This is a genomic window from Pseudomonas taeanensis MS-3 (genome assembly GCF_000498575.2).
Taxonomy (GTDB): domain Bacteria; phylum Pseudomonadota; class Gammaproteobacteria; order Pseudomonadales; family Pseudomonadaceae; genus Aquipseudomonas; species Aquipseudomonas taeanensis.
Genome location: NZ_AWSQ01000002.1, coordinates 110,750 through 128,347, shown reverse-complemented (window position 1 = coordinate 128,347; position 17,598 = coordinate 110,750). Strand labels below are relative to the sequence as shown.

The window sequence follows — 17,598 nt, the reverse complement described above, 5'->3', positions numbered from 1 at the left end:
ACTCCTGCTGCCAGGGCTAGCGTGACAGTGGCCTTACTGCTCAAGCGCCTTGAGCAGCGCCGGCAGCAGTTGTTCCCACTCGCCCACCACACCGACCTGAGCCACGTTGAAGATATCGGCCGAGGCATCCTTGTTGATGGCGAAGATGCGACTATCCGGGCTGATCCCGGCCAAGTGCTGGGGTGTGCCGGAAATCCCCACCGCCAAGTAAATATCCGGACTGACGAACTTGCCGGAAACGCCCACCTGCCGCACCACCGGCACCAGCCCGGCGTCCACCGCCGGCAGGCTGCCGCCGAGGCTGCCGTCGAGGCGTTCCGCCAGGTCTTCCAGCAGGGCAAAACCCTGCTCGTTGAGCCCGCGCCCGCCCGACACCACGATGCGCGCACTCTCCACCGGCGGCAGGCGTTGGCCACTGATGCTTTCCTCCAGCGCGAGGGCGGCCGGCAGTGGCAATTGCACCGGCAGCCGCCGCACCTCATGCGGGGTCGACGGCACTGTTAGCTGGGGTTTGCTGGTCCGCAGGCAGGCCACCGCCAGATCGCCCTGCATGCCCATCACCAAACGCAAGCGCCCACCCCAGGTGGCACGTTCCACGACCAGGCCCTCGGCACTCCAGCTCAAGGCACTGCAACGGCCCAGTGCACAGGCGTCCAGCTCAACGGCCAAGCGTGCCGCCAGCTCTTCGCCATCGGCGCCCGGCGGCAGCAGAATCAGGCGCTGCACGCCCGGCTCCGCAGCCAGTTGGCCCACGGCAGCCGCCGCCACCAGGGCCAGCGCCGGCAGGTCGTCCGCATCGCTCAGCCCGGCATGCTCGGCCAGGAACACCGCGCCGGCTTCGGCGGCGGCAGCACGCGCAACCGCAGGAGCGGACTCGCTCGCGCCCAGGAGCACAACCTGGTAATCCACACCGCAGCTGCGCGCCAAGGACTGTGCGGCGCCCAGCGCCATGTCGAGAGCATCCGCGCCCCAGGCAAGCGGAATCAGGCTGAGAATCTGGCATTTGTCGCTCATGGCACAATCTCCTGATTGAGCTGCCCGCGCAGCAAAGTGGCGAGCGCGCGGGCCTGTGCTGTCACATCACCGTCGAGCAGCCGACACGCGCCGCCACGCTGCACTTCACGCGCCGCAGCCAACTCGGCCAGGTGCAGGGCACTGCCCTGTGCAGAGGCCGCAACGGCCGTGTCAAACGTCATTTTCTTGGCCAGCATCACGTTCTTCATCAACGGGTGGCGCAGCTTGTTGCGCTTGTCGTTGGTCACCGTGACCAGTAACGGGCCGGCGACGCGGTGCCACTGCTGGCGAATCCCGCGCTCACGCAGCAGGCGCACTGTCTCGCCCTGCCACTCGGCGAATTGCGCCAGGGAGAACAGCGGCAGACCCAGGCGCGCAGCCAACAGCACCGGCAGACTGCCTTCATCGAGATCACCGAACTCACGGCCGATCAACAGCAAATCGACCGGCAACGCCTCCCCCTCGACCAGACCGGCAATCTGTGCCGCGCTCAGGCGTGCATCCCAGGGACAGCACGGCTGCAGATCGAGCAGGCGCACACGCTCAGGCTTGTACGCCGCCACACTGCGCAACAGGTTGTCATTGTTGCAGCCACCGAGCACCAGCACCTCGATGCGGCACTCCTCACGTGCATCGCGCAGCTTCAGCGCCAGCTCCAGCGCGCCCTCGTCGAAGGGGCTGAGCACCCGACGCGATTGTCCGGCCTCGGCGATCAGGCCATCGCCGCCGATGCGGATCTCATGCAGCGGGTAGCGGTTGTCGGCTACCCCGGCAAGCAATACCAGAATGTTCATTTGTACTCCCCCGACCTCAGCCGTTCACTGCGTTGGCAGCGGCCAGGCGCCCGAAGATCGCCGCCTTGCCCAATGCCGAGCCGGTCATGTAGGCCGCGCCGTGCAGGCCGCCGACCATTTCGCCGGCCGCCAGCAGGCCTTCGATGGGCGCACCGAAGACGTCATACACGCGCATCTGTGCATCAATTTTCACCCCGCAATAGGTGCCGAATACCGCCGCGGTAGACGGGTAGGCGTAGAACGGCGGGCTGCTGATGGTACGCAACTGGCCATGCAGGTGGACCAAGTGGCGACGGCCGAAGGCCGGGGTCTCGCCCTTACTGACCGCCTCGTTGTAGGCGGCGACTTCAGCGAGGAATTGCGCCTCCGGCAGTTCCAGCAGCTTGGCCAGTTGCTCCAGGCTGTCCGCCTGGACGAACAACCCCTCCTCCAGGCGCCGCTCGAAGTCGAGGATGCGCACGCGGTTATCGCCACTGTGCATGATGTCGCGGTCGAGGATCTGGTAAGTCACGCCGTAGGACTGCTGCATGCAGGCGTCGCCGAGCAGCTTGTAGGACAGCGACTCATCGACGTAGCGGCGGCCTTCCTGGTTGACCGCGATCGCCCCCTTGTACACAGCCAGGCAGGCGTGGTGATTGTTCTCATCCATCGGGTGTTTGCCGTAGGTGCCCTTGATATGCACCATGTCGCGCACATCGGCGCCAACTGCCCAGGCCATGCGCAGGCCGTCGCCCTCGTTGCCTGCGCCACCAATGAATACCGCCTGGTCATACTGCGGAGCGAAGCGATGGATCAGCTCGCGGTCATGCACGAAGCCGCCGCAGGCGAGGATGACGCCGCGCGCTGCGTGTACCTCAAGGGCCTGCCCGGCCTGCTCGGCACTGACCCCCACCACCCGCCCGGCCGCATCGCGCAGCAGGCGAAGGGCACGGCTGTTGTACAGCACCTCGACCTTACCGGTGTTGAGCGCGGCCTGTTGCAACTGACGCACCATGTCCGCCGGGTCGACGTTGTGCACACGCGGCACCGACTGCCCGGAGGCGGCCTCGATCACCGGCTGGAAGCTCACCCCATGGGCCTTGAGCCATTCGTAGGTGGCTAGCTGGTGGTCGCTGTAGGCGCGGACGATGGCTTCGTCGCACTCACCCTTGCCCACCTCGACCAGATCGCGAAACAGCAACTCGGCGGAATCCTCGATACCACGCTGGTGCTGCAGATCGGTGCCGGCAAACGCCAGGCAGCCGCCACTCATCGCCGAGGATCCGCCGGCTGCCGCGGTCTTCTCCAGCAGCAACACGTTCACCCCGGCCTCGGCGGCGCTCAGCGCCGCCGCGAAACCGGCCAGGCCACCACCGATTACCAACAGTTGGGTTTGCAGGGTATTGCTCATGTTCTGTACTCCTCAGCGCGGCTCGAGAAAACGCTCGGCCAACCCATAGAATTCAAAAATCTCGCGCACCCGCGCCGGGTCCGGGCGGGCCGAGAAATAACCGCTATTGCAGGTGTGGGTACCATTGGCGCGTTGCAGGTCGACCATCGCCTCGGCCTGCTTGATCCAGGCACCCAGGGAGTCGAGCACCGGTACGCCATCCACCTCGCTGATGCCATGGCTGGCCAGCAACACGTTAAGGGGGGCCTCGCCGGGGATGATCACTTCAGCACCATCGGCAATCAGTGCGCGGGCGGCGGTGCGAAAGCGCTCGATCAGCGCGGTCGGGTCGGAGAACGCGGCCAGCACGTCGGCGAAGCGGAAGCCGACGTGGCGAACCCCGGCCAGGCGCTGGCCGAGTCCGTGGCGCACGGCGTTGTCGCTGACCAGTTCGGCCAGCTCGTCGATAAACACCAGCACGCCGAACTTGCGCCCGAGCATGCAGGCGGTGAGCATCGCCGACTCGCCATAGCCGACCACCGGTATGCTCAGCAGACTGCGAATATCGCGCAGCGCCGGCTCCGGCAAGGTGCTGATGGCATAGGCGTCATAACCCTGGCTTTCGGCGTTGATGCCGTTGGCCATGAACTGCAGGCCATGCAGGTACTGGATGGCCGCGTGCTTGATATCATCGCCTGGATAATTGCTGCGGTAGGTGCCGGGCTGCATGCCATGCATGTCGATCACGGTGTCCGCGCGCGCGACTTTCTTGAAGTGCGCGCGCAGGGCCGCGTCGTAGGCGCCCAGGTCGCTGAGAACGGTGAAGCTTTGATGCCAGATGCGAATGCTCATGATCGATCCTTGTCAGGCGGGATGGCTGTCAGTAACGACTGCTCGGAGAAGTGGAAAGGGCCATATCGGGAACTGGCTGCGCCGCGGCCTGGGCACCGGCAATACGCCCGAGCACTGAACCGGAGGTCAGCCCGGCACCACCGGCGTACTTGACGTAGTAAAGGTTGCCGACGAGTTCGCCAGCGGCGTACAGGCCCTCGATAGCCAGGCCGTTCTCGTCGATCACCCGCGCCTGGCTGTCCACCTGTAGGCCGCCGAAGGTGAAGGTGATACCGCAGGTCACCGCATAGGCGACGAAGGGCGGCTTGCTCAGTGGGTTGGCCCAGTTCGACTTGGGGATGCTCAGGCCATGGGTCGAGCGCCCGTCACGCTCCGCCGGGTTGAACGGCACGTCCTCGCGCACGGCGCGGTTGAACTGCTCCAGTGTGTTCAGCAGGGCGTTGGCGTTGATGCCCTCGAGCTTTCCGGCCAATTCTTCCAGGCTGTTGGCGACGATCCGGGTGGCCTGGCGCACGCGGTATTCGTCGGGCAGCAGGTGCTCGCTGTGCTGGTCGAAGATCTGCCAGGCCACGCCGCCCGGCTGGCGCAGGACTTTCTCGCCCATGCCGGAATAGGTGTAATTGCGAAAATCCAGGCCTTCGTCGAAGAAGCGCTGTCCCTCGGCATTGACCACCACGCCGAGATGGAAGTAATTCTTCTGCATGTTGAGCAGGTTTAGATCGCCCATCGCCGGAGCATTCAGGTCGTAGAACACCGCATGACATCCGGACCAGTTGCCATGGGCAGCGGCCCCGGCATCCAGGGCCATCTCGATGCCGTCGCCGGTGTTGAAGCGCGAGCCGCGCACCTTGGCCAGATCCCAGCCGGGGCCGAGAAACTGCGTGCGCCAGCGCAGGTTGGCGTGGAAGCCGCCGGTGGCGATGATCACCGCTGGCGCGCTGAACGCCTCGCCGTTCGCCGCCTCCACCCGCCACAGCCCATCCAGGCCACGGCTCAACTGGCGGCCGCGGGTGGCATAGAAAATCTCCACGCCGTCCTTCAGCGCGCGGCGGGTAAGCGAGTCCACCAGGCCCAACCCACCGCCGGACACCTCGATGGTCAAGCCACCCCAGAACTTGAACTTGCCATCGACCTTGAACGCCTGACGTCCATAGATCGGCATGAATCGCACGCCCTTGCCCGTCATCCAGTGCAGGGTGTCGAGGCTCTCGCTCACCACGGTGTCGAGCACTTCCGGGTCGGCGCGGTACTGGCTTTGCGAAGCCAGCTCGGCGAAAAATTCCTCACCGCTGTAGCTGCCGAAATCACTGCTCTCGATCTCGCTGTCGAGCAGATCAGGCATCAGCCGGCGCAAGTCATCGGTGCCTTCATAGGCGACGCGGAACGCCCCGCCGGTATGCGCCGAATTGCCGCCTTTCAGTTCTTCCGGGGCGCGTTCCAAGAGAGCCACTCGCGCGCCGCGCTCTTGGGCAGACAGCGCTGCGCAGAGTCCGGCATTACCACCACCGAGCACGATGACATCAAAAGTTTGCATAACTCGCCCCTTATAATCCGTTATGCCTACTGCAGAGCAGGCATCTTGTGCAGGATTATCTACAAGGCAGAGGCGCAACTTACAGGCAGCCAGGCCGAAGAGGCTGTTCATTAAAATTGCAAGATGAGCCGCTACTGCGCGCGCCCTCGCTCGCTCAGGTACGCAACTGCTGCACTATTAGCGGCAACTGATGACCCAACCAGAGGGGTTACGGCGCAACGGCTCTTGCAGGGTCAGCGCTATCGGGCGCAGGCGCCCCCCCCCCACAGGGATCGCGGCACTTGGGTACGACCTCGATGAACAGACATTTAAACGTTGTCGTGCGACTCGCAGGCCATTGATCAAGGTGGCCTCGGTGATGAAGCGCACGACTTCGGCTTCAGGCCTCCGCCGCCTCCAACGCCTGCACCAGAGCCTTGAGAAAACGCGCCGCCTCGCCCCCGGTTACCGCGCGGTGGTCGAAGGTCAGCGACAGCGGCAGGATTGGATGCACCACGACCTTGCCATCGACCGCCACCGGCTCGTCGCGAATACCACCGGCACCCAGGATCGCCACCTGTGGCGGCACGATGATGGGGTTGGCGTAGCGGCCGAACAGGGTGCCGAAATTGGACAGGGTAATAGTCGCGCCCATCATCTCCTGTGGTGGGATCGAGCGCGCCTTGACGTCGGCGCGCAGGCGCGCAGCGCCCTCCTTCAGGTCCTCGGCGTTGCGTGCGCCGACATTACGCAACACCGGCACGAACAAACCCTCGGCACTGTCCACGGCGATGCCCAGATCCAGCTGCTCATGCTGCTTGATCGACAGCGATTTGCCGTCGAACCAGCTATTGAGTATCGGCTCGACCGCACAGGCCGCAGCGATGGCCTGGGCGATGCGTATCAGAGGGTCACGCGCCTGGGCCCAGCGGTGCAGGTCAGCATCGCCGACGATCATCACCGGCACCACCTCGGCATGCGAGCGCGCCATGTTGATCGCCATGCTGCGCCGCACGCCGCGCAGCTTCTCGCCGCCGAACTTGTCGCGCGCACTCTGGGTAGCAGCCTCGACATCGGCCCGGGTGATCAGGCCATCGCTGCCGCTGCCGCTGAGGCTACTCAGGTCGACACCCAGCTGCCGCGCCAGCTGCCGCACCGCCGGGGTCGCGCGTGGCGCCAGGTGCTCGCGGGTGGACGGCGCGGCGCCGACGAAGAAGCTGTCGTCCTGGGCTTCGCCGCCACCTTCCAGGCGCCCGACCACGGTGCCGGCATCGGCCTCACCCTCGTAGGCCAGCAACGGCTCGCCGACATGCAGGATGTCGCCCTCGGCGCCGAAGGTCTTCAGCACCACACCGTCATAGGGCGCGGGGATATCGACGATGGCCTTGGCGGTTTCCACCGAAACCAGCAACTGATCGGCCTTGACCTCGTCGCCGGCCTTGACGTGCCACTCGACGATCTCGGCTTCCTGCAAGCCTTCGCCCAGGTCGGGCAGCTTGAAATATTTCATGGTGTTCTCCCGATTTCACCGCTCTTTATTTGCCATCCCAGCAAGCAGTTTTGACTTCACCGACAATCGCGGCCAAGGCCCGCTCCTGTAGCCCGGATGAAATCCGGGGGCGGTCGCAAAACTTCCCCGAATTGCATCCGGGCTACGCGAACAGCATCCATCTCGTTCCGTAGGTTGGCACTGAGTCCGCGAAGCCCAACAAGGCGTACGCCGTCCCGTGACTTCATGCGTAATTCAGTACCGTCTCGCTGGCCGCGAGGATGTCCTCGACACTGGGGATATACAGTTGCTCCAGGCGGTACAGCGGCGGCGGAATATCCGCTGCGGTGACCCGCTGGATCGGCGCCTGCAGATCCAGCAGCGCACGCTCGTAGAGACTCGCGGCGATCTCCGCGCCGACCCCGCAGCTCTTCGGCGCCTCGTGCACGATCACGCAGCGCCCGGTCTTGCGTACCGAGGCCTCCAGGGTGTCGAGGTCCAGCGGCTTGACGCAGGCGACATCGATCACCTCGGCGGACACCCCCTGTTCGCTCAGCCGTGCGGCCGCCTGCAGGGTTTCATGCACGCTGGCGCCCCAGCTGATCAGGGTCAGGTCGCTGCCTTCACGCAGGGTGAAGCAGCTGTCCAGCGGCAGGCGTTTGCCATCGTCGGCCAGCGCCTGGGGATTCATCCGGTACAACCGGGTCGGCTCGAGGAAGATCACCGGATCGGGGTCGTCGATCGCCGCCAGCAACAGGCCATAGGCGCGCGCTGGCGAGGACGGGATGACCACGCGCAGGCCGGGAATATGGGCGAACAGCGCCTCGGTGCTCTCGCTGTGATGCTCCGGCGCTCGAATCCCGGCGCCCATCGGCGTACGCAGCACCAGCGGGCAACTCAAACGGCCACGGGTACGGTTGCGCATGCGGCTGGCATGCGACACCAACTGGTCCAGGGCCGGGTAGATAAAACCCATGAACTGGATTTCCATCACCGGCTTCAAGCCTTGCGCCGCCATACCCACCGCCAGGCCGGCGATCATGGTCTCGGCCAGCGGCGTGTCGATCACCCGTTTGAAGCCAAAGGCATCGCGCAGGCCGGCGGTGGCGCGGAACACCCCACCGTTGACGCCGATGTCCTCACCCAGCACCACGACGTTGTCGTCCTCGTGCATGGCCCGGTGCAGGGCCAGGTTGACCGCTTCCAGCAGGCTGATTTTCTCATTGGCCATCTTGATTCCCTCCCTGGCTGCGTGCGGCGCGCTCCAGGAATAACTCGCGCTGTTCGGCCAGCACCGCCGGCCACTGCGCATACACATAGTCGAAGACAGTCTCCGGCGCCTGATTGCCGGCCGCCTCGAAGGCTTCGACCGCTTGCTGCACCAGCGCTTGGCACTCGGCGATCAGCGCCTGTTCGCGGCGCTCGTCCCATACCCCCTGGGCGGCGAGATAGGCTTGCAGGCGCTTGATCGGCTCTTCCTGCCAGGCCTGTTTGACCTCCTCCGCGCTGCGGTAGCGGGTGGCGTCGTCGGCGGTGGTGTGATCGCCGAGGCGGTAGCTGAGGCACTCCAGCAGCACCGGCCCCTTGCCCTGGCGGGCGCGTTCCAGGGCCAGCTGCATGCGTTCGTAGACCGCCAGCACATCGTTGCCGTCGACCTGCTCGCCATGAAAGCCCGCGCCGATGGCCTTCTGCGCCAGGGTCGGCGCGCCGCACTGAATGCGCCGCGGCACCGAGATCGCCCATTGGTTGTTGTTGACCACGAAGACCACCGGCAGCTGCCAGGCGCCGGCGACGTTCAGCGCCTCGAGGAAATCGCCCTTGCTGGTGGCGCCATCGCCGCAGGTGGTGACGGTGACCCGGTGCTCGCCGCGGATTTTCATCGCCGTGGCCACGCCACAGGCATGCAGAGCCTGGGTGGCAATCGGCACGCAGAGTGGAAAATCCTGCGCCACCACCGGGTCGGCATAGGCGCTACCGCGTTCGTCGCCACCCCAGTAGAGGAGAATTTCCTCCATTTTCACCCCGCGCATCAACTGCACGGCGGTGTCGCGGTAGTACGGCACCAGCACGTCCTCGGGCTGCATCAAACTGCCGATGGCCACACCCATGGCTTCCTGGCCGAGGGTCGGCGCGTAAGTGCCGATGCGCCCGGTACGTTGCATGGCCACCGCTTTCTGATCGAACAGGCGGGTCAGCACCATCTGCCGGTACAGGCGGCCGAGCAGCTCGAAATCATCGGCCCAGGCGGGCAAGGTGCCGAGCAGGTGGCCATCCGGGTCGAGATAGCGGGTATAGGGCAGTTTCAGACTGTCGGGCATAGCTTGACTCCTCGACACCTTGTGAATGTCTGATCGGTTCCCGAGGCTTGTGGCCTCGAGGTGGTCGGGATCGCGTAGCGGGTCGGCAGCCAGCCCACGCATCGAGGCACGGCCATAAGCCGTCACTCTCACCCCGGGTACAGCAAACGCTCGGCCAAGGCATCGGCGACGCGCGCGGGTGAGCGCTTGTCGGCCTGGGCGTGGGCGTAGACCTCGGTCAGGCGCAGGCTGATCTTCGCCAGGTGCGCGGTAATCGCCGTCAGGCTTTCGCCGCGGTGCCTGAGTGCGACGTAGATCAGGCCGCCGGAATTAATCACGTAATCCGGCGCGTAGAGAATTCCACGGGCTTGTAGCGTGTCGGCGATATCGCCGCTGGCCAGCTGATTGTTGGCCGCCCCGGCCACCGCCGAACAGCGCAATTGACCCACGGTTTCGGCATTCAACACGCCCCCCAGACCGCAGGGCGCGAGGATGTCGCAGGGTGTGCCGAGCAAGGCCGCACTCGCCACCGGATGCGCGCCGAGTTGCTCGACCGCCAGCTGCACCCGCCCGGCATCCAGATCGCTGACCAGTAGCTCGGCACCCGCCGCGTGCAACTGCTCGGCCAAGGCAAAGCCGACATGGCCGAGGCCCTGGATGCCGACGCGTAAGCCTTCCAGGTCGTCGCTGCCCAAGCGCGCCAAAGCGGTCGCGCGAATCCCGGCAAACACGCCCATGGCGGTGTGCGGCGACGGGTCGCCCTCACTGGTGGTACTGGTGACATGATTGGTGTGCTGAGCGATGCAGTCCATGTCGGCGCTGGAGGTGCCGCTGTCCATCGCGGTGATATAACGACCGTTGAGAGTTTCGATGAAGCGGCCAAAGGCTTCGAACAGTGCGCCGCGATTGGACAGGTGCGCCGGACGGATGATCACCGCCTTGCCGCCACCTTGCTCGAGCCCGGCCAGGGCGGCTTTGTAACTCATGCCCTGGGCCAGCCGCGCGGCATCGCGAATCGCGCTCTGTTCGTCGGGATACGCCAGGTACCGGCAGCCACCCAGTGCCGGGCCGAGGCGGGTATTGTGAATCGCGATAATCGCCTTGAGGCCCGTGGTCGGGTCCTGCGCCAAGTGCAGCGCCTCAAGCCGTGCGGTTTCCATGATGGCGAACATGCTACGGCTCCCTTGCTGATGATTACAGCCAGTATAGGCAGCGTCCCTGAAGGTGCCCGGCCGACCACGCATAAGCCCGCTGACGAGCAACGCCGGTCTGCATAAGCGCCGGACCGACGGACAATAAACTGCTTACCCGCCCTAGACGCAGCGCAGGCAGCCGGTTACAACTGAGCTATCACAGGAGGTGTCCATGAGCCCGCGCCAGACTTGTCTAGCTTGCCTCGACCGCGAGCCGCCTGCACTGTTCGAGGCGGCGCTCTGGATAGCCGCCGAACATGACCCGGCACTGCAACCGTTACAGCTGCTCGGCGCTCTGGCCAGCCTGCAACACCAGGTCAGCGCCGGGCTGCCCCAGTTGCCGGCCAAGGAGCTGGCGCAACCGCTGCTGCGGCGCCTCAGCGAACTGGGCTTCCAGGAAGACAGCAGCAGCCCGCTACGCCCACAAGCGGCCTTGCTGCACCAGGTGTTGCAGCGTCGCCGAGGACAACCTCTGTCGTTGGCGTTGCTTGCCCTGGAACTGGCCCGGCGTCTGGAAATCCCCTTGCAGGGAGTAAATTTTCCCGGTCACTTCCTCTTGCGCGTGCCCGGCGCCGACCACCTGCTCGACCCGTGCGGCGGTCGCCGCCTGTATCCCCGTGACTGCCGAGAACTGCTGAGCCGACACCTCGGCAGCAAGGTCGAACTGTCTGCCAGCCACCTGCAAGGCTGTACAGCAACGGACATGCTGCAGCGGCTGTCGCGCAACCTGCGCCAGTTGCACTTGTTGGCCGAGGATTATCTGGCGGCCTTGAAAGATGCCGAACGCGTACTGCAACTGGGTACACCGACGGTCACCGATCACCTGGCCCGGGCCGAGCTGTACCAGCGCCTGGAATGCCCGCATGCCGAACGCTTCGATCTGGAGCACGCGCTGCTGCTGTGCGATGACCCGGCGCAGCGCATGCTGCTTGGCGAGCGCTTGCGTCAGCTGAGCGCCACTCCGGCGCTGCACTAGCAGGCCGTAAGCTGGGTCAACGGCGTGCGCTCTGATCGGGGAAGCCCAGCATTTGACGCCGCCGCGCACCCCAGCTCAGTGTCGGTACCCGCTCCGCTGTCGGCTTACGCCGCCTGGGATAGGTTGTTGGAGCTAAGCACCGCGTAGGCGACTAACCCGGGCTACGGGACTGATGGTGATGGCTGATGTCGCCTGCGGTGCCCAGCAGGCCTTACAACAACCCCAGCACCTTGGCCCGTGCCACCGCCTGGGTGCGCCGCGCCACGCCGAGCTTGCCGTTGATGCGGCGGGCGTGGGTTTTCACCGTGTGCAGGGAGATGAACAGTTGCTCGGCGACTTCCTGATTGGAGCAGCCCTGGGCAATCAACCCCAGCACCGTCAGCTCGCGGCAGCTCAACAGCGCCTCCGCCGCCACCGGCAAGCTTTCGTCCCGGGGCGGCTCCTGGGTTGCCTGCGCCTCGAACCAGCCACAGTGGTAATTCAGCTGCCGACGCAGGGCTTGCCCAGCCTGCCGCGCGTGTAGCGCTGCCGCACTGTCCGCACACGCCGCGCTGGCCTCGGCATAGCTCAGCCACAGCTCGCTGGCGAGCGCCTGGCGACCCTGCGTCAGCGCTTGATCGAGCAACTCACGCAGTGCTTGGCGGACATCTTCACCTTGTTCCAGGTCGAGGCGTAACAGCAGATGTTGCAAACGCGGCACCAGCTCGGGGAACAGCGGGGGTGGCAGCATGGCCTGAACCCGCTGCCGGTGCTCGAGGACCCGGCCCACTGCTTCGCGGGCGCGCTCATGATGCCCCTGCCACACCCACAAATGGCTGCTGGCCAGCAGCAGGACACCGCGGTAGAGGCTGTCCGCCACCCGTTGGCGCTGCATCATGCGCTCGGCTTCGGCCAACAGGGCAAAGGCCGCGGGAATATCCTGCTGGCAAGCCGCCAGCTCCGCCAGACCGAGATAGCCGTGAAAAGCGCCGGGGTCGCCATAGTGCAAGGCCTCGTCGAGACCCGCCTGCAGCCGCTTGGCGGCCTCCTCCAAGTGACCTTGGCGCAGCGCCAAGCGCCCCAGTCGCAGGGAAATCCGCCCCCAGACCGGGGTCTGTCGCAGCAGCTGCGCATCCAACTGATCGCGCACCCGTACCATCAGCTCCTGGGCGCGGAGGAATTCCCCCCGCGCCTCCAGCAACAAGGCATGATCCAGCTCCAGCAAGGCCTCGAACACCGCACTGCCCTGGCCTCGCGCCTGCTTGAGCGCCGCATAACCGAGATACTGCGCCTCCTCCAGTCGCCCCTCGCCGATGGCCATCTGGGTCAACACCGAGCGGCACAGCAAGGCCTGCGCCCAGGCGCCTGCGGGAAGCACCTCCAGGGCCTCGAGCAGGTGACTGCGAGCCTCGCCTGCACAACCCCGGCCGTAGGCGGCAATACCGCGCAAGGCTTGCCATTGGGCGAACAGCTCACGCATGCGCTCGGCATCGCCGCGCGGCTGGAAGCGTTCCAGCTGGTCGGCGCAGGCTTGCGCCTCGTCCAGGCGTCCCACTAACAACAGTGCCCAGGCATTCAACAGGATCAACCGCGGGGTGCTGGCCAGCAGGCTCTCGGGCAGTTCACCGCGCCAGTGCAGGATCAACGCCAGATCCTGGCCCTGTAGCAGCTGCTCTTCGGTAAACCGCTCGAGAAAGCTGGCCGCGACCTCCGGCTGTCCGGCCTTGAGCGCGTGTTCCAGTGCGGTGCGCACATCGCCCTGGGCGGCGAACCACTGACTGGCGTGTAAGTGCAGGCTGCTGCAGGGCCCCGCCGACTGTGCACGCTGCAACAGGACGGCCAGCGGCGGAAAAACCTCGAGCCAGTCCGCGGCGTCATTGACCTCCTCGATGAACAGACCGCGTGCGCGCAACGCTTGCAACCACTGAGCGCCTTCACCCACGCCGAGCAGGTGTTCACAGAGTTCGGCATTGAAGCGAGGAATCTGCGCCAGCTGGCAAAGCGCGTGCAGCAGGTCGGCCGGCAGATCATGCAGCACTTCATGCTCGATGTAGTCACGCAGCAGAGCTGCGTGTTCCTCACACAGCGGCGGCCCGCCATTCTCGCGCTCACCGTGCACCGCCAGCAGGCGCAGGCGCAGGGCCGCCGGCCAGCCCTGGGTCAGAGTGAACAAGGCATCGGCCCAGTCGGCCCGCGCGGCATCCACCTGTTGCAACCAGCAAGCCACCTCGCCGGCCGTGAACGCCAGTTCCTCACGCCCCAACTCGAACAGTTCGCCTTCCAGTAACAGTCGCGGCAAGTTGCAGGCAGGTCGTCGGCGACTGCCAAGCCACCAATACAGGCCTGGAGCGGAAGCCCCGATCAGCCGGTCAAGGCAGGCATCGAGGTTGCTATCCGGCTCACGCGGGTAGTCGTTGAGCATGATCCACAGTGCGCGCGGCTCCTGCTCCAGTGCAGCGAGCAGCTGCGCCTCGCTAGAGGCCTGCGGATAGCCGAGAACGACGGCCAGTTGGCGACAGAGCTCAGCCGCTGACCAGGCCTGGCCGGCACAATTGAGCCAGAGCGGACAGTAGTCGGCTGGGCACTCACGGGCGCAATCGGCCAGCAGCACCGATTTGCCGAAGCCGGCCGGGGCGATCAACAGACGCAGTCGGCAATCCTGGGCCAACAGTCGGCGCTGCAGTTGCTCGCGCGACATATGCCCAGGTGGCTGGCGCGGCAGTAGATGCTTGCCACAAACCGGCAAGGTGAGAGGCGAAGATGGGACGTAAGCGGTCATGACGGCTCGTAATTATTGTTGTGCTAGGACCGAGACGTCTCAGGCTAGTCCCCAAATGGGTGAGCCGACAGCTGTATCACGGCGCCTTATAGCCGCCGATAAAAAAGGCGGCCCGAAGGCCGCCCAAACATGGAGAAGCGATGTACCTGCGCGGTGTTAGCGCACCCCGGCATTACGCAGGGCTGCGGGGGTGTACTCGGCGGCGCTGGCCTTGAAGCCGAACTCGTAGGAAATCTTCTCCTCGTTCTTCATGCCCAGGGCCAGGTAGCGACCGGCGACGATGTCGTAGAGGGCTTCCAGGGTATAGCCCGTCATTTTATGGTCGTAGTACTGCTGGGCATGCCCTTCGGCAACGCGCCACAACTGACCGCGACCGTCGTAGTGATCGATCAGGGCCAACTGCCAGCTGTCCTCGTCGAAGTACATGTGGCGCTTGGCGTAGATGTGCCGTTCACCCGATTTCAGCGTGGCCTCGACTTCCCACACCCGGTGCAGCTCGTAACGGGTCAGGTCCTGGTTAATGTGGCCGGCCTTGAGCACATCGTCGTACTTCAGGCTGGGCGAATCGAGCTTGTAGCTGTTGTAGGGGATGTACATCTCCTTCTTGCCCACCAGCTTCCACTCGTAGCGATCCGGCGCGCCGGAGAACAGGTCGAAGTTGTCCGCGGTACGCATGCCGTCAGAAGCAGTACCCGGGCCGTCGTAGGCCACCTGCGGAGCACGCCGCACGCGGCGCTGGCCGGCGTTGTAAATCCACGCCAGGCGCGGTTCCTTGACCTGATCGATGGTCTCATGCACCAGCAGCACGTTACCGGCCAGGCGCGAAGGTGCGGTCACCCGCTGCTTGAAATAGAGCAGGATATTGCTCGTCTTCTCCGAGTCGACGTCGGGCATGTCGGCGGGGAACGCGATCTCGTCCTCGAACTTGACCAGGCTGTAGGAGCCATTGGTCTGCGGGGTCGCCTGGGTGATGTGGCGCTTGACGTTACCACCGCGGTAACGGGTGATGTGGTTCCACACCACCTCGACCCCGCTCTTCGGAATTGGGAAGGCGTAGTAGTGGCTGTCACTGAAGTTCTGCAGACCGTTGCCACCGTCGACACTGGTGGTATTCAGGGCGCTGCGTTTCGCTGCGGCATAGATCTCATCGGGCACCGCAGCGCTGCGATGGGTCGGATAGACCGGGATCTTGTAACTGTCGCTGTAACGCTTGAGCATCGCCAATTGCCCAGCAGACAGTTTGTCCTTGTACTGATCGGCATTGGCCGCAGTGATGGTGAACAACGGCTGCTCACTGGCGAATGGGTCGCTCAGGAAGCCTTTTCCGTCGACACTGCCGGCGTCGACCGGCAGACCGCCGGTCCACTCGGGAATCGAGCCATCGGCATTGCCGGCCTTCTCGCCACCCAGCGGAGTCAGGCTGGCGCCCAGCTGGGCCGCCTCGTCCGGTGACACCGCGGCCATGACACTGCAAGCCAGCAGCGAGAGGGTCAGGGCACTGGTTTGCAACAGTCTTTTGCTTGTTTTCATGTGCATGGTCTTCCTCATGATTCCTGGCCGCTTAGAAGTTCACGCCGAAGCTGAGCGCGACAAAGTCGCGGTCGGTGACGGTGTTGTATTCACCGCCAAAGAAGTCGGTGTAACTGAGGCTGGCGTTATAGGTGTTCTGGTAATCGGCACTCAGACCGATGCTCACGGCCTTGCTGCCCTCATTGAAATTCGGCCCGTAACCGTCGACGTCATGCGACCAGGAGACACTCGGGGTCAGGTTGATCCCGGCAACCACGTTGCTGTAATCGGCGCTGGCGCGCAGGCGGTAACCCCAGGAGTTGCTGGTGTAGAAGCCATCGCCCTGGCACTCATCGGGATTGGCCGAGTTGAACGCGGCGCACACCCCCGGCGCACTGAACTCGCCGGCACCGAAAATCGGGTCACGACCGAAGCGCAGCTCGCCCACATCGTCACTGATGCCGCTGATGTGGTTGTAGCCGACCTCGCCGATCACGGTCAGGCGGCTAGCGCCGAGCACCCTGTCGAAGAACTGCAGCGCGGTAATCTGCGCCTGGGTGAACGGCTTGCGCTCGTAACCGTGGATATCGCCACCGGAGACGTTCTGCGCGCTCCCGCTGGTAAAGACTGGCGATACCGGTAAGCCGAGGGCGGCGAAGGACAGATCGGTGGAGTTGATCTGCATCGGCATGTTCGGCCGGTAGCTGACCTCACCGGACAATGCGGTGCCACCGACATTGGTCTGGAAGCTCAGGCCATAGAGACGGATATCCTCGGGATACTCGACGAAATAGCGGGCATTCGGCGCGCCGGGAATGAAGGCCGGCGAAGGGGTGGTGGTGCGAATGGTGCTGAACACCGGACCACGGCTGTGGTAGTTCAGGGCATAGAGACCGAACTCGGTGTCATTCAGCTGCTCGGCGAACCAACGCAGGGCAACCCCGTACTGGCCACTGTCACGCGCATCACGGTCGCCGGCACGCGGGATGTAGACGTTTTCCCCCGGCGCGAAGCTGTTGTTCGACTCACCCGGCGGCAGGTCCGGGCCGAACACCACCAGTCGGTCCTCACAACCATCGGCGATCACGTCGGCGGTGGAGAAGAAGGTCCCGCAGTTGTCAGCCACCGTCTGGTCCCACTCCAGCTGGTAGAAGGCTTCCATGCTCACGCTGTCGGTCAGGCTCTGCGACAGGTAAAGCATGTTGACCGGGATCAGACCTTCCTTGATCTCCGCACCAGGACGGCGGAAGGCGGCGGCGTCGATCGGGTTGATCGAGTTGATCGAGTTCTGGATGAAGGTACTCTCGCCCCAGCTGACCACCTGCTTGCCGACTCGTACGCTGCCGGGCAGGTTGCCGATGGTGTAGTTGTGGTAGATGAAGGCGTCGAGGATCTCCGCACCGGAAGATTGCGCGGCCTGCTTACGGTTGTGGTCCTGGATGTCGTAGAACAACCGGTGCTCGTCCTTGGTCTCGAAGTCGTACCAGTACTTGCCGCGGATAAAAACGCCGGTGTCACCATATTTCAGCTCGAGATCATGGATACCCTTGAAGATCTTCGAGAAGGTCTCCCCCTTCTTGAAGTTCAACCGGCCATCGTCCGAGGTGCGCGAAGAGGCCTTACCGCCACTGGCGGTGGAGACAAAGTCCGGGTCCGCCCCGCGCACCGACCAACTGGCACCCACTGACAACGCAGAGTCGAACTGACCTTCTAGTTCACCGACATTGAAGGTAAGCGCCTCGACCTGTGCGACACAGCCCAAGGTGGCAGCTACGGCTACGGCCAGTGCGCGCGGTTGGAAGAAGGCATGTCTTGTTCTTGTTGTCATGCGGCT

The 17,598-nt window shown here is 64.7% G+C and carries 13 protein-coding genes; 1 reads left to right on the top strand and 12 read right to left on the bottom strand.

The window, feature by feature from the left end:
* Positions 1-33 precede the first annotated feature (33 nt).
* The 9 genes from TMS3_RS08710 to TMS3_RS08670 all read right to left on the bottom strand — a co-directional run bounded on the left by TMS3_RS08710 (position 34) and on the right by TMS3_RS08670 (position 10,500).
* Positions 34-1,014, bottom strand: coding sequence for an electron transfer flavoprotein subunit alpha/FixB family protein (locus tag TMS3_RS08710; protein WP_025164883.1), 981 nt, complete (start codon positions 1,012-1,014; stop codon positions 34-36).
* Positions 1,011-1,808, bottom strand: coding sequence for an electron transfer flavoprotein subunit beta/FixA family protein (locus TMS3_RS08705; protein ID WP_025164882.1), 798 nt, complete (start codon positions 1,806-1,808; stop codon positions 1,011-1,013). Before TMS3_RS08705 ends, TMS3_RS08710 begins: the two co-directional genes overlap by 4 nt.
* Positions 1,809-1,824: 16 nt before the next feature.
* A complete protein-coding gene (locus TMS3_RS08700; RefSeq protein WP_025164881.1) occupies positions 1,825-3,198 on the bottom strand; it encodes an FAD-dependent oxidoreductase in 1,374 nt (457 codons plus the stop codon).
* 12 nt (positions 3,199-3,210) lie between these two features.
* The gene (locus TMS3_RS08695; protein ID WP_029866235.1) at positions 3,211-4,029 is read right to left on the bottom strand and encodes an aspartate/glutamate racemase family protein; all 819 of its coding nucleotides are present in this window, start codon (positions 4,027-4,029) and stop codon (positions 3,211-3,213) included.
* Between the two features lie 28 nt (positions 4,030-4,057).
* Positions 4,058-5,563, bottom strand: coding sequence for an FAD-dependent tricarballylate dehydrogenase TcuA (gene tcuA / locus TMS3_RS08690; protein WP_025164879.1), 1,506 nt, complete (start codon positions 5,561-5,563; stop codon positions 4,058-4,060).
* Between the two features lie 379 nt (positions 5,564-5,942).
* A complete protein-coding gene (locus TMS3_RS08685; protein ID WP_025164878.1) occupies positions 5,943-7,052 on the bottom strand; it encodes a dihydrolipoamide acetyltransferase family protein in 1,110 nt (369 codons plus the stop codon).
* 223 nt (positions 7,053-7,275) lie between these two features.
* The gene (locus tag TMS3_RS08680; protein ID WP_025164877.1) at positions 7,276-8,262 is read right to left on the bottom strand and encodes an alpha-ketoacid dehydrogenase subunit beta; all 987 of its coding nucleotides are present in this window, start codon (positions 8,260-8,262) and stop codon (positions 7,276-7,278) included.
* Positions 8,252-9,349 carry a pyruvate dehydrogenase (acetyl-transferring) E1 component subunit alpha gene (pdhA, locus tag TMS3_RS08675; protein ID WP_025164876.1) on the bottom strand — a complete coding sequence of 366 codons (1,098 nt, stop codon included), beginning with the start codon at positions 9,347-9,349 and terminating at the stop codon, positions 8,252-8,254. Before pdhA ends, TMS3_RS08680 begins: the two co-directional genes overlap by 11 nt.
* A 128-nt stretch (positions 9,350-9,477) precedes the next feature.
* Complete coding sequence (locus tag TMS3_RS08670) at positions 9,478-10,500, bottom strand: Leu/Phe/Val dehydrogenase (RefSeq protein ID WP_025164875.1); 1,023 nt, start codon at positions 10,498-10,500, stop codon at positions 9,478-9,480.
* Between the two features lie 193 nt (positions 10,501-10,693).
* Here TMS3_RS08670 and TMS3_RS08665 point away from each other — a divergent pair, with 193 nt between their 5' ends.
* The gene (locus TMS3_RS08665; protein ID WP_025164874.1) at positions 10,694-11,497 is read left to right on the top strand and encodes a SirB1 family protein; all 804 of its coding nucleotides are present in this window, start codon (positions 10,694-10,696) and stop codon (positions 11,495-11,497) included.
* Between the two features lie 211 nt (positions 11,498-11,708).
* Here TMS3_RS08665 and TMS3_RS08660 read toward each other — a convergent pair whose 3' ends face one another.
* The 3 genes from TMS3_RS08660 to TMS3_RS08650 all read right to left on the bottom strand — a co-directional run bounded on the left by TMS3_RS08660 (position 11,709) and on the right by TMS3_RS08650 (position 17,592).
* Positions 11,709-14,255, bottom strand: coding sequence for a LuxR C-terminal-related transcriptional regulator (locus TMS3_RS08660; RefSeq protein ID WP_083491730.1), 2,547 nt, complete (start codon positions 14,253-14,255; stop codon positions 11,709-11,711).
* A gap of 156 nt (positions 14,256-14,411) precedes the next feature.
* Positions 14,412-15,785, bottom strand: coding sequence for a DUF1329 domain-containing protein (locus tag TMS3_RS08655; protein WP_025164872.1), 1,374 nt, complete (start codon positions 15,783-15,785; stop codon positions 14,412-14,414).
* Positions 15,786-15,816: 31 nt separating this feature from the next.
* On the bottom strand, positions 15,817-17,592 hold the full coding sequence (locus TMS3_RS08650) for a DUF1302 domain-containing protein (protein WP_025164871.1): 1,776 nt from the start codon (positions 17,590-17,592) through the stop codon (positions 15,817-15,819).
* Positions 17,593-17,598: the final 6 nt, after the last annotated feature.